Source organism: Streptomyces kanamyceticus (genome assembly GCF_008704495.1).
GTDB lineage: Bacteria > Actinomycetota > Actinomycetes > Streptomycetales > Streptomycetaceae > Streptomyces > Streptomyces kanamyceticus.
Genome location: NZ_CP023699.1, coordinates 633,141 through 652,146, shown reverse-complemented (window position 1 = coordinate 652,146; position 19,006 = coordinate 633,141). Strand labels below are relative to the sequence as shown.

General features: G+C 71.0%; 18 protein-coding genes. 10 read left to right on the top strand and 8 right to left on the bottom strand.

Translation table 11 applies throughout. The features are described 5' to 3' along the window. Positions 1 to 48: 48 nt before the first annotated feature. Entirely contained in the window at positions 49 to 780 is a 732-nt protein-coding gene (locus tag CP970_RS02500; RefSeq protein ID WP_055543876.1) for a dienelactone hydrolase family protein, read from the bottom strand. A gap of 271 nt (positions 781 to 1,051) precedes the next feature. Between CP970_RS02500 and CP970_RS02495 the strand changes: the two genes are divergently transcribed. Beyond that, complete coding sequence (locus tag CP970_RS02495) at positions 1,052 to 1,510, top strand: hypothetical protein (RefSeq protein WP_224058179.1); 459 nt, start codon at positions 1,052 to 1,054, stop codon at positions 1,508 to 1,510. Positions 1,511 to 1,581: 71 nt separating this feature from the next. Then, the gene (locus CP970_RS02490; protein WP_224058177.1) at positions 1,582 to 2,286 is read left to right on the top strand and encodes a hypothetical protein; all 705 of its coding nucleotides are present in this window, start codon (positions 1,582 to 1,584) and stop codon (positions 2,284 to 2,286) included. Between the two features lie 19 nt (positions 2,287 to 2,305). Here the strand turns inward: CP970_RS02490 and CP970_RS02485 are convergent, their stop codons facing one another. The 4 genes from CP970_RS02485 to CP970_RS02470 form a co-directional block, all read right to left on the bottom strand. Next, the gene (locus CP970_RS02485; RefSeq protein WP_055543870.1) at positions 2,306 to 2,860 is read right to left on the bottom strand and encodes a GNAT family N-acetyltransferase; all 555 of its coding nucleotides are present in this window, start codon (positions 2,858 to 2,860) and stop codon (positions 2,306 to 2,308) included. A 68-nt stretch (positions 2,861 to 2,928) separates the two neighbouring features. After that, positions 2,929 to 3,813 carry a class I SAM-dependent methyltransferase gene (locus CP970_RS02480; RefSeq protein ID WP_055543871.1) on the bottom strand — a complete coding sequence of 295 codons (885 nt, stop codon included), beginning with the start codon at positions 3,811 to 3,813 and terminating at the stop codon, positions 2,929 to 2,931. 80 nt (positions 3,814 to 3,893) lie between these two features. Continuing rightward, the gene (locus CP970_RS02475; protein ID WP_055543872.1) at positions 3,894 to 4,508 is read right to left on the bottom strand and encodes a helix-turn-helix domain-containing protein; all 615 of its coding nucleotides are present in this window, start codon (positions 4,506 to 4,508) and stop codon (positions 3,894 to 3,896) included. 83 nt (positions 4,509 to 4,591) lie between these two features. Beyond that, positions 4,592 to 4,960, bottom strand: coding sequence for a VOC family protein (locus CP970_RS02470; protein WP_055543873.1), 369 nt, complete (start codon positions 4,958 to 4,960; stop codon positions 4,592 to 4,594). 126 nt (positions 4,961 to 5,086) lie between these two features. Here CP970_RS02470 and CP970_RS02465 point away from each other — a divergent pair, with 126 nt between their 5' ends. Then, positions 5,087 to 6,040 (top strand): helix-turn-helix transcriptional regulator, encoded by a 954-nt coding sequence (locus CP970_RS02465; RefSeq protein WP_055543878.1) that lies wholly within the window; start codon positions 5,087 to 5,089, stop codon positions 6,038 to 6,040. A 93-nt stretch (positions 6,041 to 6,133) separates the two neighbouring features. Here the strand turns inward: CP970_RS02465 and CP970_RS02460 are convergent, their stop codons facing one another. Then, complete coding sequence (locus tag CP970_RS02460; RefSeq protein WP_150492905.1) at positions 6,134 to 6,481, bottom strand: hypothetical protein; 348 nt, start codon at positions 6,479 to 6,481, stop codon at positions 6,134 to 6,136. Between the two features lie 236 nt (positions 6,482 to 6,717). Between CP970_RS02460 and CP970_RS02455 the strand changes: the two genes are divergently transcribed. Next, positions 6,718 to 10,536 carry an nSTAND1 domain-containing NTPase gene (locus CP970_RS02455; protein ID WP_150492902.1) on the top strand — a complete coding sequence of 1,273 codons (3,819 nt, stop codon included), beginning with the start codon at positions 6,718 to 6,720 and terminating at the stop codon, positions 10,534 to 10,536. Positions 10,537 to 10,565: 29 nt separating this feature from the next. Here CP970_RS02455 and gyrB read toward each other — a convergent pair whose 3' ends face one another. Together gyrB and CP970_RS02445 are read right to left on the bottom strand one after the other, a co-directional pair. Continuing rightward, positions 10,566 to 12,599, bottom strand: coding sequence for a DNA topoisomerase (ATP-hydrolyzing) subunit B (gyrB, locus tag CP970_RS02450; RefSeq protein WP_055554485.1), 2,034 nt, complete (start codon positions 12,597 to 12,599; stop codon positions 10,566 to 10,568). 461 nt (positions 12,600 to 13,060) lie between these two features. Then, positions 13,061 to 14,203 carry an FAD-dependent monooxygenase gene (locus CP970_RS02445; protein ID WP_055554487.1) on the bottom strand — a complete coding sequence of 381 codons (1,143 nt, stop codon included), beginning with the start codon at positions 14,201 to 14,203 and terminating at the stop codon, positions 13,061 to 13,063. A gap of 191 nt (positions 14,204 to 14,394) precedes the next feature. Here CP970_RS02445 and CP970_RS02440 point away from each other — a divergent pair, with 191 nt between their 5' ends. The 6 genes from CP970_RS02440 (at position 14,395) to CP970_RS02420 (ending at position 19,005) form a co-directional block, all read left to right on the top strand. Beyond that, on the top strand, positions 14,395 to 14,730 hold the full coding sequence (locus CP970_RS02440; protein WP_055554489.1) for an ArsR/SmtB family transcription factor: 336 nt from the start codon (positions 14,395 to 14,397) through the stop codon (positions 14,728 to 14,730). Positions 14,731 to 14,887: 157 nt separating this feature from the next. Next, positions 14,888 to 15,304 (top strand): ester cyclase, encoded by a 417-nt coding sequence (locus CP970_RS02435; protein ID WP_055554491.1) that lies wholly within the window; start codon positions 14,888 to 14,890, stop codon positions 15,302 to 15,304. Between the two features lie 40 nt (positions 15,305 to 15,344). Then, entirely contained in the window at positions 15,345 to 16,190 is an 846-nt protein-coding gene (locus tag CP970_RS02430) for a class I SAM-dependent methyltransferase (protein WP_055554493.1), read from the top strand. 174 nt (positions 16,191 to 16,364) lie between these two features. Beyond that, the gene (locus CP970_RS44690) at positions 16,365 to 16,925 is read left to right on the top strand and encodes an XRE family transcriptional regulator (protein WP_224058175.1); all 561 of its coding nucleotides are present in this window, start codon (positions 16,365 to 16,367) and stop codon (positions 16,923 to 16,925) included. Positions 16,926 to 16,929: 4 nt separating this feature from the next. Next, the gene (locus CP970_RS44685; protein ID WP_224058173.1) at positions 16,930 to 17,274 is read left to right on the top strand and encodes an RICIN domain-containing protein; all 345 of its coding nucleotides are present in this window, start codon (positions 16,930 to 16,932) and stop codon (positions 17,272 to 17,274) included. A gap of 183 nt (positions 17,275 to 17,457) precedes the next feature. Next, entirely contained in the window at positions 17,458 to 19,005 is a 1,548-nt protein-coding gene (locus CP970_RS02420) for a 3'-5' exonuclease (protein ID WP_055545398.1), read from the top strand. Position 19,006: the final 1 nt, after the last annotated feature.

Below are 19,006 nucleotides of genomic sequence, written 5' to 3'. Positions count from 1 at the left end.
GAGGAGGGCCGGGACCAGAGCCGACGCCCTCCTCAACGGCGTCCGGTCCTACTTCAGGTGCCGGTCGTAGAACCGGCCCCCGTCCGCCACCTCGAACCACGGGGTACCGACGTGCCCGCCCAGGTTCGCGTGCAGCGTCTTCTCCGTGCTGCCGAAGGCGTCGAACAGGTCCAGGGCCCGCTGCCGGGGGTTCCCTTCGTCGTCCCACTGCAGCAGGAACAGCAGCGGAACGGTGACCTGCCGGGCCTCCTCACGCTGGGCGCGAGGCACGTAACCCCCGGCGAAGAAACCGGCGGCCGCGATGCGCGGCTCGACCGCCGCGAGGTGGATGCCGACGGCGGTCCACCCCGAGTACCCGACCGGGCCGCCGATCTCGGGCAGCGCGAGGAGGGCGTCCAGGGTGCTCCGCCAATCCGGGACCGCCTTTTCGACCAGCGGGCCGATGAACGACTCGAAGATCTCATCGACCGGCTCACCGGCCCGCATCGCCCGGCGGAGGTCGGCGCGGGCCTGTTCGTCGGCGGCGGAGCGGGGCCGGTCGCCGCACCCTGCGGCGTCGATGGTGGCCACCGCGTAGCCGTACGCCGCGGTCTGCCTGGCCCGCGCCACAAGCCGGGGCTGCGCCTTGGGCAGGCCGTTGTTGTGTGCCATCAGGATCAGCGGAACCGGTGTGGCGGATCCGGCGGATCCGGGCGTCCACAAGGTGCCGGGGATCTCGCCGAGGGTGAACTCGCGCTCGATGATGCCGTCGTCGAGTCGCTGTTCGGACGTGAACCGCATGGTGTCGGAAGTGAAGTGCATGGTCGTGCCTTTCGGGAGAGCTCACAGACGGCGCTCCCGGACGACCTGTCTAGCGTCCGACCGTGACCCCGGAGGAGAGCACCCACGTCGATACGTTCACGGGTACCACCTCCTCTTCTCTCGCACGGCCTCCAGGAAAGTAGCAGTGGCCGCCACGGCCCGCCAAGGGATTTTCTGTCCGCCGACGCCCCGAGCGCACATCCTGAGGCCCGCCGCCGAGCCCGAGAGCGGACCGCACTATGTTGGCCGGATGCAGCCACAGCAGGACCACCCCACCCCAGCCCCACCAGCGGCCCCGACGGCGACCGCACGACCACGCGGCCGCACCGCGACCGCGGCCGTGTGGCTGATGGTTGGCCTCGTCATCGGGGGCGGGGGAGTCGGAGCGGCGTGGGCGCTGAACGGCGACGGAGACGGTACGACGTCGGAGAGCGGGACCGCGGCCGGTGACGCGCGGGCCGCGTGCGAGGCGCTCGACGGATTCGACGAGACGAAGTACACGGAGAAGGGCTCGGCAGGCGAGATCTCCGTCAACCGGTACACCGCGGCGGGAGCCTTCTCGGCATCGGCCGCAGCGGGCGACAAGCGGTACGAGCCGCTCGCCCAGGCGATACGCCGCTCGCAGGAGCGCCACGCCAGGGTCTTCGACTTCGACGCCGCGGCGAAACAAGACCTGGACAAGGCCCGCGGAATCTGCCGGGACCTCTAGGCATCAGGTCACACCCCCGAACAGCGGTTATGGTGATCGCCGACCTGTGACCAGGGTCTTTCAATCGGGGGATGAGTTGCGTGGGCGCGATAACTTTCAATCTGACGACCGCTGCGTTGATGGTGCTGATGTTCAAGAGCGGCATGCTCCTGATCGGTGACGGTGACCTCCGCAAGCGGCCCGTTCCCTACGGGGCCCTCGCGCTAGCGGTGGTCGCTGTCGGCGCGGTGGTGCTCCAGCTGAGCTGGTCCGGGGCGATGGACGCGCTGGACGGCGACCCGCACGAATCCGGCTGGTGGCGTGTGGTGACCTCGGTGTTCATGCAGAACGGCGGGGTGTTCGGGACCGTCTGGAACATCGCCACCCTCGCGGTGATCGCCGCGCTGGCGCAATGGTTCTGGGGCGGGCCGCTGATGCTGGCACTGTTCGCCGGAGGCATCCTGCTGCCGCAGCGGATCGACGCGCTCTTCGGCGAGAGCGCGCCGAGCACCGACCCGCGCAACTTCGCCGGAAGCTCCGGCGCGACGTACTTCCTCGCCGCGACGCTCGCGGCGGGTCTCGTGCTGTCGAGCACCGCCCCCAAGGCGCGGCTGATGGCGGTGGGCGTGCCCGTCGCCGGACTCGCGATGTGGCTGGCGCAGGACAACGGGCACGGTCTGGTGGCCTGTTACGGCTTCGTACTCGGCGCCGTCGTCCTGCCCCTGGCCCGCCTCTCCCCGCGCGTGCTGCTGCCGACGGGCGTCTCCGAGGAAACCCCGGCCCAGCGAGGTCAGTGAGGCGCGGGCGACGTAGCCGTCACGTTCCAGGGTTCGGGGCGACCGGGGACCACAGGCCCATCCACTGCTCGGCGCCCCACGCCTCGTACCGCTGCACCTCGGTGAATCCCAGCTTCGCCGCGAGACGCATCGAGCGGTGGTTGGCGGTCTGGGTGCAGAGCACCACCGGCTCGCCGGGCTGTGCGTCGGCGTACCAGGTGAGCGCCGCCGCGCACGCCTCGGCTGCGTATCCCTGTCCCCATGCCGTCGGCAGCAGCAAGTAGCCGAGTTCGGCCTCTCCGGCATCCGGACGGACACGACTTCGCCGCTCCCCGTCGCGCCGGTTGAGTTCGATGGTGCCGATCATCGCGCCGTCGAGCTCGATCACGAAGAGGCCGAGGCGGCTCTCCGGCGTCTCGGGCAACGCGCGCTCACACTCGTCACGCGGTCGGGGGCCGCCCAGATACGTGTTCACCTCGGGCGACGCGAACAGCTCGACGAACGCCGCACGGTCCCGGGCCTCGGACGCGCGGAGAACGAGGCGTTCGGTCTTCAACGGGGCGGGCGGCCAGGTGACTTGTCCGAGATCTGCCATGGCGGGCAACTTATCGCACGCCCCTGGGAGTGATCCGCGGGGGAAGCCCCGCGACGGGTCCCGGCCGGTCAGGCGCGGCGTGCGGCCCAGACGGTGCGTTCGGTGCGCACGACCAGGTCGTCGCGGCGCAGGATGCCGCGCGGCCCTTCGGCGTCGAGGAGCTCGTCGAGCGCGGCGAGATCCGCACCGTCGAGCGTCTCCGCGGCTGTGCCGCGGATGCGGAGCAGGCTCTCGCGGGCATAGCGGCCGATCGCCTCACTGCGGTCGCCCTCGATGTGTACGGAGACGGTGCGCTCGTCCTCGACGAGGAAACCGGCGGCGGACAGCATCGGCCCCCAGTCGGCGCCGCGGTGCGGGACGTGCTCGGCGTGGAAACTCTCGGTCGCGGCATGGCAGCGCTCTTCGAGGCCCGGCCGCTCCTCCGGGGCGTCCGCGGGCAGGAAGCGGGGGAAGCCGTCCAGCTCCACGACGGCGAACAGGCCGCCGGGCGCGAGCATGTCGTGGACACTGCGCAGGGCCCGCTCCGGCCGGGCCATGTGGTGCATCGACGCCGAGGCCCACACCAGGTCGGGGGTGCCGAGATCGGGCCAGTCGGGCTCGTCGAGGTCGGCCTGCACGGTGCGCACGCGTTCCCCCACCCCACGGGCGCACGCCTTCTCGCGCAGGTCCTTGAGATGTCCCGCCGAGGTGTCGACCGCGGTGATCTGCGCCTCGGGGAAGCGGTCGAGGAGGGCGAAGGTGCCCGCTCCCGTGCCGCAGCCCAGATCCACGATCTGGCGGGGCGCGGTCTTCAGCGGCAGCCAGGCGGTGATGGACGCGATGTGCTCGGCGAGCACCTCCGCGTCCAGGTCGAGGAGCTCCGCCTGGGCGCTGTCCTGGCTGTCGGCGCCGTGCTCGTGATGGTGGCGGTGCGGGCCGTCGCTGTGGGGGGTGTGCTGGTGCGCTGGAGTCATGCCGACACCTTAAGCAGGACATGCGCCTGTGGCACGAAGAGTTGCCCGCAACGCAAGAAGGTGACTCTGTGCGCTGCTCATCACGCAAGATCGCAGCCCTTGGCGCCCTTGGTGCCCTGGTCGTCGCAGTCGACGATGTCCCGCTGGTGACCGCGGCGGGCGTCCTGGTCGAAGATGCCCATGATCTCGCACGGCCCGCCCTCGGAGCCGATGGCGTGCGGCATCATCGTCGGGAACTCGGCGGCCTGGTTGGTCTCGATGCGAAAGCGGCGGTGCCCCAGCATGAGGACGGCGGTGCCGGACAGGACGACGAGCCATTCGCGGCCGGGGTGGGCCCGCATGCGCGCCGGGTTGACGGGCGGCGGTTCGGTCATCCGCTGACGCATGACGCTCATGCCGGGGTCGCTCTTGACCGGCCAGCGCATCAGGCCGTGAGCGCCGTCGATCGTCGGGCTGATGACGACATCGTCGGCGGCGTTCTCCACGAGCTGGTCCAACGTGGTGTCCAGGGCGCGTGCGAGCGTGACGAGCTGGTCCAGGGCGAGGCGCCGCTGACCCGTCTCGATGCGGCTCAGCGAGGACTGGCTGAGGTGGGCGCGCGTGGCCAGCTCTTCGAGGGACCAGCCCTGCGCGACCCGCAACGCCCGGATCCGTTTGCGTACGAGGCTGTCCAGCTGCCCGTCTTCTTGCGTCATGGGCAGCATCGTATGCCTGACGTGCAAAGTGAGCCGGGCCGCCCGGTGCGGGCCGCCCGGCTCACTTTGCCGTCGGGGTGACGTCAGTCGACGGGGGCGACTCGGATCAGGTTGCCGTCCGGGTCCGCGACGACGAACGTGCGCCCGAAGACCGTGTCGTGGGGCTCGCTGACCACGCGTACCCCCTTCGCCACCCACTTCTCGAAGTGGCGATCGATGACGTCGGGCCCGCCGTCGAGGGTCAGGCAGACCTCGCTGGTGCGGGGCACCGCCGGGGTCAGGCTGCCGTCGAACGCCCCGCTCCAGACGGCGAGGTCCGCGCCCTCGCCGAGATCGAAGCCGATGTACTCGGGGGTCTCGAAGTTGGGCTCGCTCTCGAGGAGTTCCGCGTAGAAACGGGCGGCTGCGGGGGCGTCGTTGACATAGACGATGAACACGATCGGGGCGGGCATGGCGCACTCCTTGGCTCGGTCTTTCGACCTGGCTCGGCCTTTCGACCTGGGTCGGTCTTGCGAACGACTGGAGCGTGCCCGCAAATCATGACGGATCCCGTCATGATTTCTGAGATCCTCGGTTCCGTGACTCCGGATCGCTTCTTCTCGCTCCTGCTGGCGCTGCAGTCCCGGGAGACCATGACGACCGCCGATCTGGCCGATGAGGTCGGGGTCTCCGTCCGTACCGTCCTGCGGGACCTGCGGTGGCTGCAGGAAGCGGGCTTCCCGTTGCTGATCAGGCGCGGGCGCCTGGGCGGGGTGACCCTTCTGCCCGGTGGTGTGCTCGACACGTCACGGCTCACGCCGGACGAACGGGACCATCTCGCCCTCCACGGCCTCGACGACGCGCAGCGCGAGCAGCTGGGAGCCACGGCCGACACCCGGCGCGCGGACCGGAAGGTGCGATCGGGGCTGCGCCCGTCGAGCACCGGCGCGCTGCCCCTGAGCGCGGTCGTCACCACCGACAACAGGCCGTGGTTCTTCCGGGACGCCGCGGGCATGCCACCGGCGGCGCTGGTGGGTGACCTGCGGCGCGGTGTCCGGCTGCGGATCTCCTACCGCCGGTCGGCGGAGACCGAGGCCGCCTGGCGGGTCGTGGACCCTTATGGCCTGCTGGCCAAGGCCGGGAGGTGGTACCTCGTGGCGGATGCGGAAGGCCGCCCCCGACTCCACGCGCTGGAACGCCTCGTCGGCTGGGAGCCGATGCGGGCAGCCCGCAGGTTGCGTCCTGACGCGACCCTGGACGGTGTCGCGGCGGAGCTGACGGCGCGCTGGGAGAACCCGGAAGCCTTCCGGATCCATGCGGAGATCGACGCCGACCGCCTCGGCCTCGCGAGGCGCGTCCTCGGCCGCCGACTGGCCGTTCAGGACACCGAAGGCGTACTAGGAGGGCGCGTGAGCATCACGGTCACCGGCCGGGACGTGGAAGACGTACGCCTGCTCCTGCAGTTCGGCGACAGCGCCACGGTGACCGGCCCCGCGGAAGCCCGCGAGCACGTCCGGCGACTGGCCGCGCAGATCCTGGAGATCAACTCCTAGCTGAGGGCGGATCCGAGAGTCAGGCGCAGCGGCGGGGCCGGGCCCGTTCTCCACCCCCGTGGGAGAACGGGCCCGGCAGTTCGGTGGGCCCTGTCAGGGCGTGCTGCGCATCCTCACCGCACCGACGTTCTTGGGGCACTCGGCCTTGTTGTAGTTCTTCCTCCAGTACGGCTTGCTGCTGTAGCTCTTGTGGTTGGCGCACCACACCCTGACGTGAACCTTGTATCCCGGGCAGTTGGCGTGGCCCCGGCCCCGGCCGAGGTAGTCGATCCACTTCGAGCACCGTGAGCCGGCGGACACGTCGTCGTGGGCGGGGCGGCTCTGTGCGGTCCGAGCCGGTGCGGTGGGGGCGGCGGTGGCCGCCGGGATCGTGGTGAGGGCCATGCCGCCGCCGAGCGCGATCGATGCCGCCCCGAGGGCCAGGCGTTTCGTTGCGATCATGAAGTCTCTTCCCGTCTGGTCGTGGAGATCGGTGTGCAGCACAGAGTTCAGCGGCGGTGCCATTGATTGGGCAGTGGTCTTCGCGGTCCTGATCAATGGCGTGCGCGGTGGCTCAAGAGCGACGTCAGGACGCTGACCGGCGAAGGCGCCTCTGGTTGGCCGCGCATCCGGGGCGTAGCTTGTTGGCCTTCGTGCCCTCCGGGGGGATCGCGCGGGGGCGGTGGGGAGGGAGCGGCATGGCGGGGCGTCCGGAGAGAGCGTTGGATCCGGGCAGCGGGCCGGTGCGGAGGTTCGCGGCGGAGCTGCGCACGTTGCGCACGGAGAACGGCAGTCCGACCTATCGCGAGATGGCGCGGACCTCCGGCCTCGGAGCGAGCACGCTCTCGCAGGCCGCCGCCGGTGAACGGCTGCCGACCCTGCCGGTCGTCCTCGCCTACGCACGCGTGTGCGGCGGGGACGCGGAGGAGTGGGAGGCGCGCTGGCGCGAGGCTGCCCGGCAGGCCGCGGCCGAGCCGAGGGAGCGGGAGGATCAGGGCGAGTCTCCCTACCGGGGACTGGCCCGCTTCGAACCGGGTGACAGCCATCTGTTCTTCGGCCGGGACCAACTCGTCGAGCGCCTCCTGACGCTGGCACGGTCCCGCCGTTTCATCGCGGTGCTCGGCCCGTCGGGCAGCGGGAAGTCCTCGCTGCTGCGGGCCGGTCTCATCCCGCGGCTGCGCGCCCCGGCCGCGACCGGCCCCCGGCCTGCCGCGGTGCGGGTCCTGACACCTGGCGCGCACCCTTTACGTACGCACGAGCAGCGCCTGGTGCCGCGGGACGCGGACGGGGAAACGTGGCTGGTCGTAGACCAGTTCGAAGAGCTCTACACGCTGTGCACCGACGCGGCGGAGAGGGAGCGGTTCGTCGAGCGGCTCCTGGCCGCCGTCGACGAGGCGAGCGGGCTCCGCGTGGTCATCGCGGTGCGTGCCGACTTCCTCGGACACTGCACGCGGCACCCCGGCCTGACCGCGGTACTGCAGGAAGGCACCGTGCTGGCCGGGCCGATGAGCCGCGATGAGCTGCGTGCGGCGGTGGTCCAGCCCGCCAGGGCCGCCGGGCTGATGGTGGAACGCTCCCTGACGGCCCGCATCCTGGACGAGGTCGACGGCGAGCCGGGCGCCCTGCCACTGATGTCGCACGCGCTGCTGGAGACCTGGCGCCATCGCCAGGGCCGCGCGCTGACCGCCGAGGCGTACGAAGGCGCCGGTGGTCTGCACGGCGCCCTCGCCCGCACCGCCGAGACCCTCTACGGCCAACTCGCCACCGGCCAGGGCGAGGTTGCCCGGCGTGTTCTCCTGCGGCTCATCGCCCCGGGGGAGGGCACGCACGACGCGCGGCGCCCCGTCAGCCGTGCGGAGCTCGGCCCCGACGAGTCCGGCGACGTCGACGCCGTGGTGGAGCGCCTGGCCCGCGCGCGGCTGATCACCCTGGACCACGACACCATCGAACTGGCACACGAGGCACTCATCACCGGCTGGCCGCGGTTCCACGGCTGGATCGACGCCGACCGAGGACGCCTGCGCGCCCACCGCCGACTGACCGAGGCGGCGCAGGCGTGGGACTCGCTGGAGCGTGACCCCGGCATGCTGTACCGCGGCACGCGCCTGGCCGACGCCGAGGAGACCTTCACCGAACAGGAGGGCCTGAGCACCCTGGAGTCCGCGTTCCTCGCGGCGAGCCTGCAAGCCCGCGCCGGTGAACAGCGGGCCACCGCGCGCACCACCCGCCGACTGCGCGCGCTGGTCGCGGGGTTGACCGCCCTGCTCCTCCTGGCGGGCGCCGCCGCGGCCGTCGCCTTCCAACAGCGCGCCGCCGCCCAGGAACAGCGCACGGTCGCGGTGTCCCGGCAGATCGCGGCGGAGGCGGACCAGTTGCGAGGCACCGGTCTCCCCGCGCAGGTCCAGAACGCCTCGCTGGCGGCCCAACTCGACATCGCCTCCTACCGGATGCGCCCCTCCGACCGTACGTACACGAGTCTGCTCACCGCGGCGAACTCGCCGCTGTTCACCGAGGTCCCCGACCAGAGCCGCCGCTCGGATGACGAGAACAACGCCCCCAACAATGAGCGCATGGCCGTCGACGCACGTCGGCGCGTCATGGCGGTCGCCGGGTCCGATCGCCGTGTGCGGTTGTGGGACATCCGCGACGCCACCCACCTCCGGCGGGTGGGACCTTCGCTGCCCGGCTCTGCGGTGGGCCTCAGCGCGGACGGCGGGCTGCTGGCCGCCGAGGACGACCGGAACGGCAGGATCCGGCTGTGGGACATCGGCGAACCGCGCCGCCCGGCCCGGCTCGCCACGGTGGACGTGCCCGGCGACACCATCGCCAACACGGTGGCGCTGAGCCCCGACGGGCGCCTGCTCGCCACCGGCGGACAACGGATCTTCCTGTGGGATCTGCGCGACCCCGGGCGCCCCGTACGCGTCGGCCGTGCGCTGCCGGGCGACCTGCCCGCCTTCAGCCCGCACGGACACGTGCTGGCCACGGCGGGCGACGACGACACCGTACGGCTCTGGAACACCGCACACCCCACGCACCCGCGGGCTCTGAGCACCCTTCGACTGGGTGTTGCCAGCGCACATGACGTGGTGTTCAGCCCCGACGGACGGACGCTTGCGACGGCCCGCGACGACGCCGCGCAGGTCCGCCTCTGGAACATCGCCCACCCCGAACACCCCACACGGCTCACCACACCGCTCGACACCACGGACGGCTCCGAAGCGATGTCGGTGGCCTTCAGCCCTGACGGCCGGCGCGCCGCCGTGGCGGAGGACAACGGGGTCCAGCTGTGGGACATCGCACGGGGTGCACCGGCCCGGGTGGGCGAAGTGCTGGGCCAGCCCGCCTACGACGGCATGGCCATCGCGTTCGGCCGGGACAGCCGCACCCTGGTCACCGACGCCCGGGTCATGCGGGTCTGGAGCCTGCCGCCCGTGCTGCCGGACTGCCCCGATGCCACCGTCGCGGGGACGAGCCCGGACGGGCGGACTGTGGCCGTCATCTGCGATGCCTCTCACGTGCAGTTGTGGGGCACGACCCGCACCGGCCGCCTCGAACACCTGACAACTCTTCCCGGGACGGCCGCCGCGCTCGCGCCACACGGCGACCTCCTCGCGGTCGCCGAATCGGGCGGCGGAAGCCGCCTGTGGGACATCGGCGATCCGAAACGCCCGCGCCGCCTGGGCCGGATGCCATCGGCGCAACGCGACTACACGGTGTCCTCCCTGATCTTCAGCGCGAACGGCCGCACGCTGGCTGACTACGAAGAGGCGGAGCCCGTGGCGTTCCCCGCGGGCAGTCAGGCGGACGACGGGGTCGGCGCGACGGTCCGCGCCGTCGAGTCGAGCGGCGTCAGCCAGGTCCGCATGTGGAACGTCAAGGATCCCCGCGACCCCCGCCCGCTCGGCACCGGCGCCTCACCCCAGCAGCCCGACCCGCCCTCGCTGGCGCTGAGCCCTGACGGACGCACCCTCGCCCTCGCGGACGCCACGCGGAAGATCCGCCTCTGGGACACCCACGACCCCACGCACTCGCGGCCTCTCCCCACCGCCCTGCGCGGCGACTTCATCGCCTTCGCCCCCCGCGGGCACACGCTCGCGGTGGCCTCAACGGGCGGAGCTCTACGCCTGTGGGCCGTGCCTGCGGACGTCCGGCCCACGCCACTGGGCCCGCCGGTCACCGACGACGGTCCCGTATCCGCCCTCGCCTTCGACGGACGCGATCTCGTCACCGGAACCGAGGACGGCACACTGCGCCTGTGGGACGTGTCCGACCCGGCACACCCCACCGCCACGGGCGACCAACTCGTCGGCTACAGCGGTGCCGTGAACTCCACCGACCTCAGCCCCGCAAGCCGCACCCTGGTCACGAGCAGCGACGACGGCGGAGTACGACTCTGGGACCTGGACGTCGAGCGCGTCATCGACCGCGTGTGCGCCGAGACGGGAAACGCCCTCGACCGGGCCCAGTGGCAAGCCCGCCTGGGGAAGATCCGCTACCAACCGCCGTGCCCCTGAGGGGTCTTGACGCCCCGAGCCGCCGGGGATCAGATGTCGAGGAAGCGGACGTCCTTGGCGTTGCGCTGGATGAAGGAGCGGCGCGCGTCGACGTCCTCGCCCATGAGGACGGAGAAGAGATCGTCGGCGACCGCGGCATCGTCCAGGCTCACCTGGCCGAGGACGCGGTGGTCGGCATCCATGGTGGTGATGCGCAGCTCCTCGGCGTTCATCTCGCCCAGGCCCTTGAAGCGCTGGATGGAGTCGTCCTTGACGCGCCGCCCCTGCCGGCGCCCCTGTTCGATGAGGGCGTCGCGCTCCCGGTCGGAGAAGGCGTACTCGGCGTGGTCCCGGCTCCACTTGACCTTGTACAGCGGCGGTCGCGAGAGGTAGATGTGGCCGTGCTCGATCAGCGGCCGCATGAAGCGGAACAGGAACGTCAGGAGCAGCGTGTTGATGTGCTGGCCGTCGACGTCGGCGTCCGCCATCAAAATGACCTTGTGATAGCGGAGCTTGGCGAGGTCGAAGTCCTCGTGGACCCCGGTGCCGAAGGCCGAGATGAGGGCCTGGATCTCCTGGTTGTGCAGGACCTTGTCGATGCGCGCCTTCTCGACGTTCAGGATCTTGCCGCGGATCGGCAGGATCGCCTGGAACGCGGGATCGCGGCCGGACTTCGCCGAGCCACCGGCGGAATCGCCTTCGACGATGAAGATCTCGGACCTGCTCGGGTCGTTGGACTGGCAGTCGGAGAGCTTGCCCGGCAGGGCTGTTGACTCCAGGAGGCCCTTGCGGCGGGTCAGATCCCGGGCCTTGCGCGCGGCCGTCCGCGCGGTGGCCGCCTGGATCCCCTTGCGCACGACGTCCGTGGCCTCGTACGGGTTCCGGTCGAACCAGTCCGACAACTGTTCGTGCACGACCTTCTGTACGAACGTGCGCGCCTCGGTGTTGCCGAGCTTGGTCTTGGTCTGGCCCTCGAACTGGGGCTCGCCGAGCTTGACGGAGATGATCGCGGTCAGGCCCTCGCGGATGTCCTCGCCGGAGAGGTTGTCGTCCTTGTCCCGCAGGAGCTTCCGCTCGCGGGCGTACCGGTTGACGATCGTCGTCAGCGCGGTGCGGAAGCCCTCCTCGTGGGTGCCGCCGTCGTGGGTGTGGATGGCGTTGGCGTAGGAGTAGACGCTGTCGGTGAACTGGCTGTTCCACTGCATGGCCACCTCCACAGACAGCAGCCGCTCGCTGTCCTCGGCGGTGAAGTCGATGACGGTGGGGTGGACGGGCTCGCCCTTGCGGCCGTTGAGATGCCTGACGAAGTCGCTGATGCCGCCGTCGTAGCGGTAGGCCAGGGTCTTCGCCCGCTGCTGCCCCGCGGTGTCCGAACCCGCCTCGTCCGCTGTCGCGGTGGCCCGCGCCTCAGCTCGTTCGTCGGTGAGGGTGAGGGTCAGCCCTCGGTTGAGGAACGCCATCTCCTGGAAGCGGCGGGCCAGGGTCTCGAACGAGTACTGGGTGGTCTCGAAGATGGAGCCGTCGGCCCAGAAGGTGATCGACGTACCCGTCCGCGCGGTGGCCTCGTGCCGGGACAGCGGAGCGGTCGCGGCGCCCGCCTCGTACTCCTGGGTCCAGCGGTGGCCTTCCGTCCAGATCTCCACCGAAAGCCGTGAGGACAGGGCGTTGACCACGGACAGGCCCACCCCGTGCAGACCACCGGAGACGGCGTACCCGCCGCCGCCGAACTTGCCTCCCGCGTGCAGGACGGTGAGCACCAGCTCCACCGCGGGCTTCCGCTCCACCGGGTGCATGCCCACCGGGATGCCTCGGCCGTTGTCGACGACCCGCACCCCGCCGTCCGCGAGGACCGTCACGTCGATCCGGTCCGCGACCCCGGCGAGGGCCTCGTCCACGGAGTTGTCGACGATCTCCTGCACCAGGTGGTGCAGACCCTTCGCGCCGGTGGACCCGATGTACATGCCGGGCCGCTTGCGGACGGCGTCGAGCCCGTCAAGGACGGTGATGGTGTTCGCGTCGTACGACGTTTCGACGCAGGTCCCGGACGGGGCGGTCGCAGCGGCGGTGACTCCGGCTTCGGTCACGGATGCTCCTTCTTCGGGCACGACGAACAGCGCCCCCGACACGGCAGCCGGAAACGCCAGATCACTGACAGGAGGAATCGCTCCGAGGGCACGGCAAAGCCGCCCCACACGGGCGGAACCGGCCGCACCACGGCGGACCGGAACAACTGCAAGAGTACCGGCCTCGCCATCGCGGACTAGGGCGAGAAGGCCGCCAGGTGGCCCTGTGGTGCGAGATGAGGGGTGCGGATTACTCCCCCTACCGATGCGAGGTCGATAGGGCGTCAGGTGGCCCTCTGTGGGCGCTGATGCCGGTAGAAACGGCGACCGGAGAGGCGGAACTTCACGGCAGGGTGCCCCCGGCTCCACGAAGCCTCCGCCGGCAGGCGCAGGCCGCGAGCCGGACGAGGAAACGCGGCATCCCAGCTGAGAGCTACCGCGGAGCTGCGCACCGACCGGTGAGCGGTCGGTGCGGACCCGGTCTACCGGTTCGCGGCTTCGCGAGAGGCGATCCGGCTCGTGTGGCCGACCGCGCGGCCCGCCGCGTTGCGCACCGCGAGGCCCGGCCGGGTGCGGGGCACCATGAGCCTGGAGAGCGGACCGACGCGTCGCTGCCGTGGACCCACCTCACGGCGGAGCCGCGACTCGTAGGCGGCGAAGGCGCGGGCGTGATCACCGGGATGGGCGGCGAGCTCTTCCGCGAGGGCGTACGCGCCCGCCATCGCCATGCTGGACCCGTCACCCAGCAGGGCTGTCGCCGCCGCCGCGTCCCCGAGCAGTACGACCCTTCCGCGGGACCACGAGGGCATCCGGACGGTGGTCAGGGGATCGAAGAACGGAGCCGGGTGGTCGAGGAACGCCGCCACGAGTTCCGGTGTCCGCCATCGCACGTCGGCGTAGGTGTCGGCCAGGGTCCGCTTGTGGAGGGCGATGTCCTTGCGGTCGTGGGGCGCGGGCTGTGCGGGCCGGAAGGTGAAGATCGCGAGCGGAGTGGTCCGCGAGGGGTGGACGACCAGCATCCGGTTCGGCACGGTCAGCATCGTCATCTCGCTCGGGTCCTCGACGGCGTCGGGTTCCAGTGGCACGCTCGCGCCGTACAGGCCCAGGTCGCTCACGAACTGTCGCTCGGGTCCGAACACCAGGCGCCGTACGGTGGAGTGCATCCCGTCGGCACCGACGACCAGGTCGAAGCGCCGTGGCGCGGACCGCCGGAAGGTGACGTCGACCCCACCTCCGTCCTGGTCGAGAGCGGTGACCGTGTCGTCGAACAGGAACTCGGCCTCGGTCTGCGCCGACTGGTGGAGCACCTCGGACAGGTCGGCTCGGGTCACCTCGACCGTCGGCGCCTTGTCCGAGGCGAGCGGGAGTTGCAGGATGCGCCTGCCGCCGGGGTCGAGCAGGGTCAGCGATCGATTGCGGGTGGCGAGCCCGCGGAGCCGCGGGAGGATGCCCATGCGCTGGGCGACCGGGACGGCGGGCCCTTTCACGACGATCGCGCTACCACCGGAGCGCAGCTGCCGGGCATGTTCGACGACCGTCGGCCGGTGGCCATTCCGGGAGAGCCAGTACGCGAGTGCGGGCCCTGCGATTCCGGCACCGACTATCAGCACTTCGGGCTTCTTCATGACGATGACCTCTCGGAGTGTCGATGACCAGGTCCCCGGCGAGCGTCGGGGCGGGGTTCGGGTCTCAGGGCGCGGCGGCACGGGGCGGCGCAATCGAGCCCAGGTACGAAATATTTCGTACCTGAGTGGAGCACATCCTTCAGGTACGATTCAAGTCGTACCTGAAGAGTCGTACCTGAAGGGGGTGCCACGTGGCCGGGACGAACCGGATGGGCCCGGAGGCCGATGCGCTCGATCTGGGTGCGGTGTTTCGCGCCCTCACCGACGACCACCGTCGTGCGGTGATGACGGAGTTGGCCGCCGACCGTAGCGACAGCGAGCGGGGCTGCAACTCGTTCGATCTTCCGATCTCGAAGCAGACCCAGACGCACCACTTCCGGGTCCTGCGCGAGGCAGGTCTCATTGACGAGATCGACTACGGCAACCGCAAGGGCATCCGACTGCGACGCGCGGACATCGAGAAGAGGTTTCCCGGGCTGCTCGCGCTCTTGGGGGCGGAGCCCGCGGGCGGTACCGCTCCTCGCTGAGCACAGATGAGCACACTGGGGGGGGGAGTCCGAGTCGGCCCTGAGCCGCGAGCTCGACCGAATCCAGCTCACGCCCGGCTCGCGCTTCCCACGGTCAGCGCCACCACCGAGCTACCCGTCTGGTGCCACAGCGGTCATCGCTGGATACGCTCCCGCCATGTCTGACTCACCCGACGCCATCAGCAAGCGCAATGCCGATGTGGTGCGCCGCTACCTTCGAGTGTTCGAGACAAAGGACGTTGATGAGCTCGCAGAACTCGTCGCCGCAGATGTGCTTGTCCATGGAGCAGGCCGAAACGTCCAGGGTCGGCGCTATCCCGAGGAGGCGGTCCTGACTCCAGGCCTGTCCAACTGCCGCGTACGGGTGGACGACCTCTTCGCCGCCGAAGACCGCGTTGTCGTGGCCTTCACCTTGACCTACGAACACGACCGCACCGGGCGCGACCTGACCATGACGGGCGTCAAGTCCTACCGCCTCAAGGCAGGGCGGATCGTCGAGTTCTGGGGCGAGACGGACCTGCACGGGATCCTTCGTCAGGCGGGGCTCGTTCCCGAGCGGATTCCGCAGTTCTGAGGGGCGGAGCCCCTTGGCATCGACGATCTAGGCTGGCGCGATGACTGATGAGCAGCGAGTGCGGCCGTCGGGAGTGTGGGCCACCGCGGTGGGGGTGGCCAGGGTTCGGGCGCTGGAGACCGAGCGGGAGAACGCGCTGTTCCGCGACCCGCTGGCACGGGCCTTCGCCGCCGGCGGCGGCCTGTGGCCCTCCTCGCCGCCGCCCGATGACGAGGCCGCGCGACGCCGTCGCATGGCCGTGTCGTACTCCATCGTCATCAGGACGAAGTTCCTCGACGACCTGTTGCGGCAGGCCTCCGCGTCCGGGGTCCGGCAGGTCGTGCTGCTCGGTGCCGGTATGGACAGTCGGGCCTTCCGGATGGACTGGCCCGATGGGACCCGGCTGTTCGAGGTCGACACCGCCGCGCCACTGGACTTCAAGACTTCGGTGCTGTGCCAGGAGCGGGCCGTCGCGCGCTGCGAGCGGACGACCGTCGCGGTGGATCTGCGTGAGGACTGGCCGGGCGCGCTGGCCGCCGCCGGGCACGACCCGGCGCTGCCGACCGCGTGGATCGCCGAAGGACTGCTGATCTATCTGCCCCAGGACGCGGTGGAGCTGCTGCTGGCCCGGATCAGCGCGCAGTCGGCGGCAGGCAGTCGGATGGGGCTGACCTTGGGCTCACGCGGCGTGCTCGAGCGCTTCGGCGCGGACGCCGCGGCGGGATCGGCGGCGTCCATGTGGGTCTCGGAGATGCCCGACGACCCGGTGGGGTGGCTGGTCGGGCACGGTTGGGAGGCCGACAGCCACACCCTGCGCGAGCGCGGCGCCGCCTATGGACGCCCGATCAGTACCCCTCCGCAGCGCGAGGAGCGGCCCGGCGGACTGATCTCGGCAGTCCGCCGGTAGAGCGCCTGATGAGTGGAGAGTGCGAGAGCGGTCCCCTTGAGTGGGTCGTGTGGGGTGTGTGACTTGTGTGAGCTGAGCACTGCGATGTGAGCGCTTGGGCCGAGAACAGGCTTGCGGACGCTGTGACGGAATATGGCATTACCTATTTGGCATGAGCGCGAAAAGGTGGCACTCATGGGGAACCTGGGTGAGTTAGGGGAGCTGCCACCGTCCGGAGACGAATCCCCGTCAGAAGTCCGTGACGACGCCGACTGCATCGCGTCGATGCAGCGGCTCAAGGAGCGGTCAGGACTGACGTACCGCGAGCTGGAGGAGCGAGCCGCCCGCAGTGGTGACGTCCTGGCGCGCAGCACGCTCGCCGACGTACTGAACCGGACGAGCCTGCCGCGCCCCGAGGTCCTGGCCGCGTTCGTCCGCGCCTGCGGGGACGGTGCGAGGGTCGACGTCTGGCTGGCCACCAGGGACCGGCTCGTCGCCGCACGCGCCACTGCGCCACCCGTCGCGGACCGCGACGTGGAAAGCGAGCTTCAGCCACAGGCCGAATCGCCTGCGGCCGCCCGTCCCCGTTCCCGCCCCCGTCCCCGCCGACCCCGGGTCTCCACGCTCGCCGGTGCGACGCTCGCGGTCTCGCTGCTGGCCCTGGTCCCCCGACCACGGCTGGGTCACCATCCGCCCCGCCCGCACCACCGATCTCTGCCTGACCGACGGACGCGAGCGCAGCGGCTCCTACCGTAGCGCCGTGGCCGTCCAACTCCCCTGTGCCAAGGCACCTGTTCCGCGCACCTACCTCGAACCGACGGGAGGAGGGCTCTACCGCATCCAGTGGCACCACCCCGAGATGGGAAAGGGATGCCTCGTGGTCATGGGCAAGGACCAGATCAAGGGCATGCTCGAACCGCGCCGGAACTGCGCGCAGGGCACCCTTTTCCACCTGGAACCGGCGGCCGGGGCCTTCCGGCTGCGCCCGGCCACCAGCGGCGGCTGCATCGGCATCGTCGACAACGACATCGCCGTGGGCGCCGAGGCGATCGAGCAACGCTGTTCTGACGCCGCGGGCCAGCGGTTCCTCGTCCGGGCGGACTGACTACGGCTCCGTGCCATGCGGGGGTGCCGGAGTCCGCGTCCGGTCCGGGGGATCCGTGGGACCTAGGTCCCGGCCATCAGCGACGTATGGCATTGGTGCGGACGCCGCCCGGTCCTCAGGATGGTGCCGGGCGACCTGTGTGAGCCCGCCCGCCGACGCCCCGTCCCGAGAGGCTCCACCGTCATGTTCACCCCCGTCTCCCTGCGCCGTGCCCGACGTGGCGTCGACCCGCACGCGGTCGAATACACCGTCATCGACGTGGAGACCACCGGCCTGGATCCCCGACGGGGGCACCGCGTGTGCGAGATCGCCGCCGTGCGGATGCGGGCCGACGGGATCGTGCTCGAGGAGTTCGCCAGCGTGGTGAACCCGCAGCGGCGCATGTCCTCGGAGAACCAGGAGTTCCACGGCATCAGCAACGCCGAGGCGGCCGCGGCGCCCACCTTCGCGGAACTGGCCGGAACCCTGCTGAGGCTGATGCGCGGCGCCGTGGTGGTGGCGCACAACCTGGAGTTCGAAGGGAAGTTCCTCACCGCCGAATTCGCGCACGCGGGGCTGCCACAGGTGCGGGCCGGAGGCCTGTGCACCCTCGAGACGTACCGCGAACACACCGAAATGATCGGCTACCGGCTGCCGGGCATCGTCAAGAGCCTCTCCGGTTCCTGGCCGGGCACGGAGCACGCCGCGCTCGAAGACGCGCGGAACACCGCCCGCGTCCTCACCGCGCTGCTCACCACCGCTCCCGTCGCCCTCACCCTCTCCGCAGGACCGAGTGGCAACGACGCGCCCGCGCCCTCCGCACCCTCCGCTCCGGAAGCGGCACGCGTCCGCCCCCGGGCCTGCGGCCTGCGCAAGGGGCGTGAGGGGTGGCTTGCCCATCTCCGACGTGCGCTGCCCACGCGTACGCGCACCCCGCTCGACGAGGTCGGCGCCTCGGCCTACCGCGCCGCGGTCGCCCGCCACGCCGAGCAGGGACGCCTCATCGGCCGGGACGCCGAGGAGCTCGCCGCACTCGCCTCCGTGGCGGGCCACAGCCAGGAGAGCCTGCGCGCCGCCCACACCGACGTCTGGAAGGAACTGCGCGCCCGGGCAGGCGCTCACCCGGACGCACCGGCTCTCCGTTCCCTGACCGCTGCGGCCCTGCTGCTCGACGTACCGCACCTCAACGCCCAACTTCCCAGTGTGGGAACGGAATTGAAGGGGTTCAGAGTCGTCCCCCTGGGCGACACCCCGGCCGTCCGGTCCGTCGTGGCGCTGGCCGAACGTCACGGGGCTCCCGTGGGAGTACGCCCGTCCAGGACGACCCGCATGGTGATCGTCGCCGATGAGGTGGCAGCGCCCCACACCCTCCCGGCCGAATCCGTACAGGTGCTCAGGCCCGCCGCGGCCGAGGCCGCCCTGCGCGAACTCATCGCCCGGCACGCGGCGGAGCGCGCGGCGGAGCGTCCGGCGGACGCGGCTCCCCAGGAGCCGGACTCGGGGCGACTGATCATCGAGAACGCCGACGTCGCGATGCTGTGGCGCGGCCATGTGCCCGCCAAGCGTCCGCGTACGACTCCCGCCACCACTGACTCCCCGGCCAGGACCGACGTCCTGGTGGGCAAAGCGGCGGACATGTTCCGTAGGGGCCTCGGGAAGCGTGAGGTCGCCAGGTCCCTGCGCGCGGAGGGTCTTGGGTTCTTCGAGAGGCGGAGCGTCATGGCGCGGGCGAGGGCCGTATCGGCAGCATGAT

Excerpts from the sequence above, each read along its gene's own strand:
- CP970_RS02455 (WP_150492902.1), top strand. The coding sequence starts at position 6,718 with ATGGCGGGGCGTCCGGAGAGAGCGTTGGATCCGGGCAGCGGGCCGGTG.
- CP970_RS02460 (WP_150492905.1), bottom strand. The coding sequence starts at position 6,481 with ATGATCGCAACGAAACGCCTGGCCCTCGGGGCGGCATCGATCGCGCTC.
- CP970_RS02480 (WP_055543871.1), bottom strand. The coding sequence starts at position 3,813 with ATGACTCCAGCGCACCAGCACACCCCCCACAGCGACGGCCCGCACCGC.
- CP970_RS02485 (WP_055543870.1), bottom strand. The coding sequence starts at position 2,860 with ATGGCAGATCTCGGACAAGTCACCTGGCCGCCCGCCCCGTTGAAGACC.
- CP970_RS02420 (WP_055545398.1), top strand. The coding sequence starts at position 17,458 with ATGTTCACCCCCGTCTCCCTGCGCCGTGCCCGACGTGGCGTCGACCCG.
- CP970_RS02445 (WP_055554487.1), bottom strand. The coding sequence starts at position 14,203 with ATGAAGAAGCCCGAAGTGCTGATAGTCGGTGCCGGAATCGCAGGGCCC.
- CP970_RS44690 (WP_224058175.1), top strand. The coding sequence starts at position 16,365 with ATGGGGAACCTGGGTGAGTTAGGGGAGCTGCCACCGTCCGGAGACGAA.
- CP970_RS02495 (WP_224058179.1), top strand. The coding sequence starts at position 1,052 with ATGCAGCCACAGCAGGACCACCCCACCCCAGCCCCACCAGCGGCCCCG.
- CP970_RS02490 (WP_224058177.1), top strand. The coding sequence starts at position 1,582 with ATGAGTTGCGTGGGCGCGATAACTTTCAATCTGACGACCGCTGCGTTG.
- CP970_RS02470 (WP_055543873.1), bottom strand. The coding sequence starts at position 4,960 with ATGCCCGCCCCGATCGTGTTCATCGTCTATGTCAACGACGCCCCCGCA.
- CP970_RS02435 (WP_055554491.1), top strand. The coding sequence starts at position 14,888 with ATGTCTGACTCACCCGACGCCATCAGCAAGCGCAATGCCGATGTGGTG.
- CP970_RS02475 (WP_055543872.1), bottom strand. The coding sequence starts at position 4,508 with ATGACGCAAGAAGACGGGCAGCTGGACAGCCTCGTACGCAAACGGATC.
- CP970_RS02500 (WP_055543876.1), bottom strand. The coding sequence starts at position 780 with ATGCGGTTCACGTCCGAACAGCGACTCGACGACGGCATCATCGAGCGC.
- CP970_RS02430 (WP_055554493.1), top strand. The coding sequence starts at position 15,345 with ATGACTGATGAGCAGCGAGTGCGGCCGTCGGGAGTGTGGGCCACCGCG.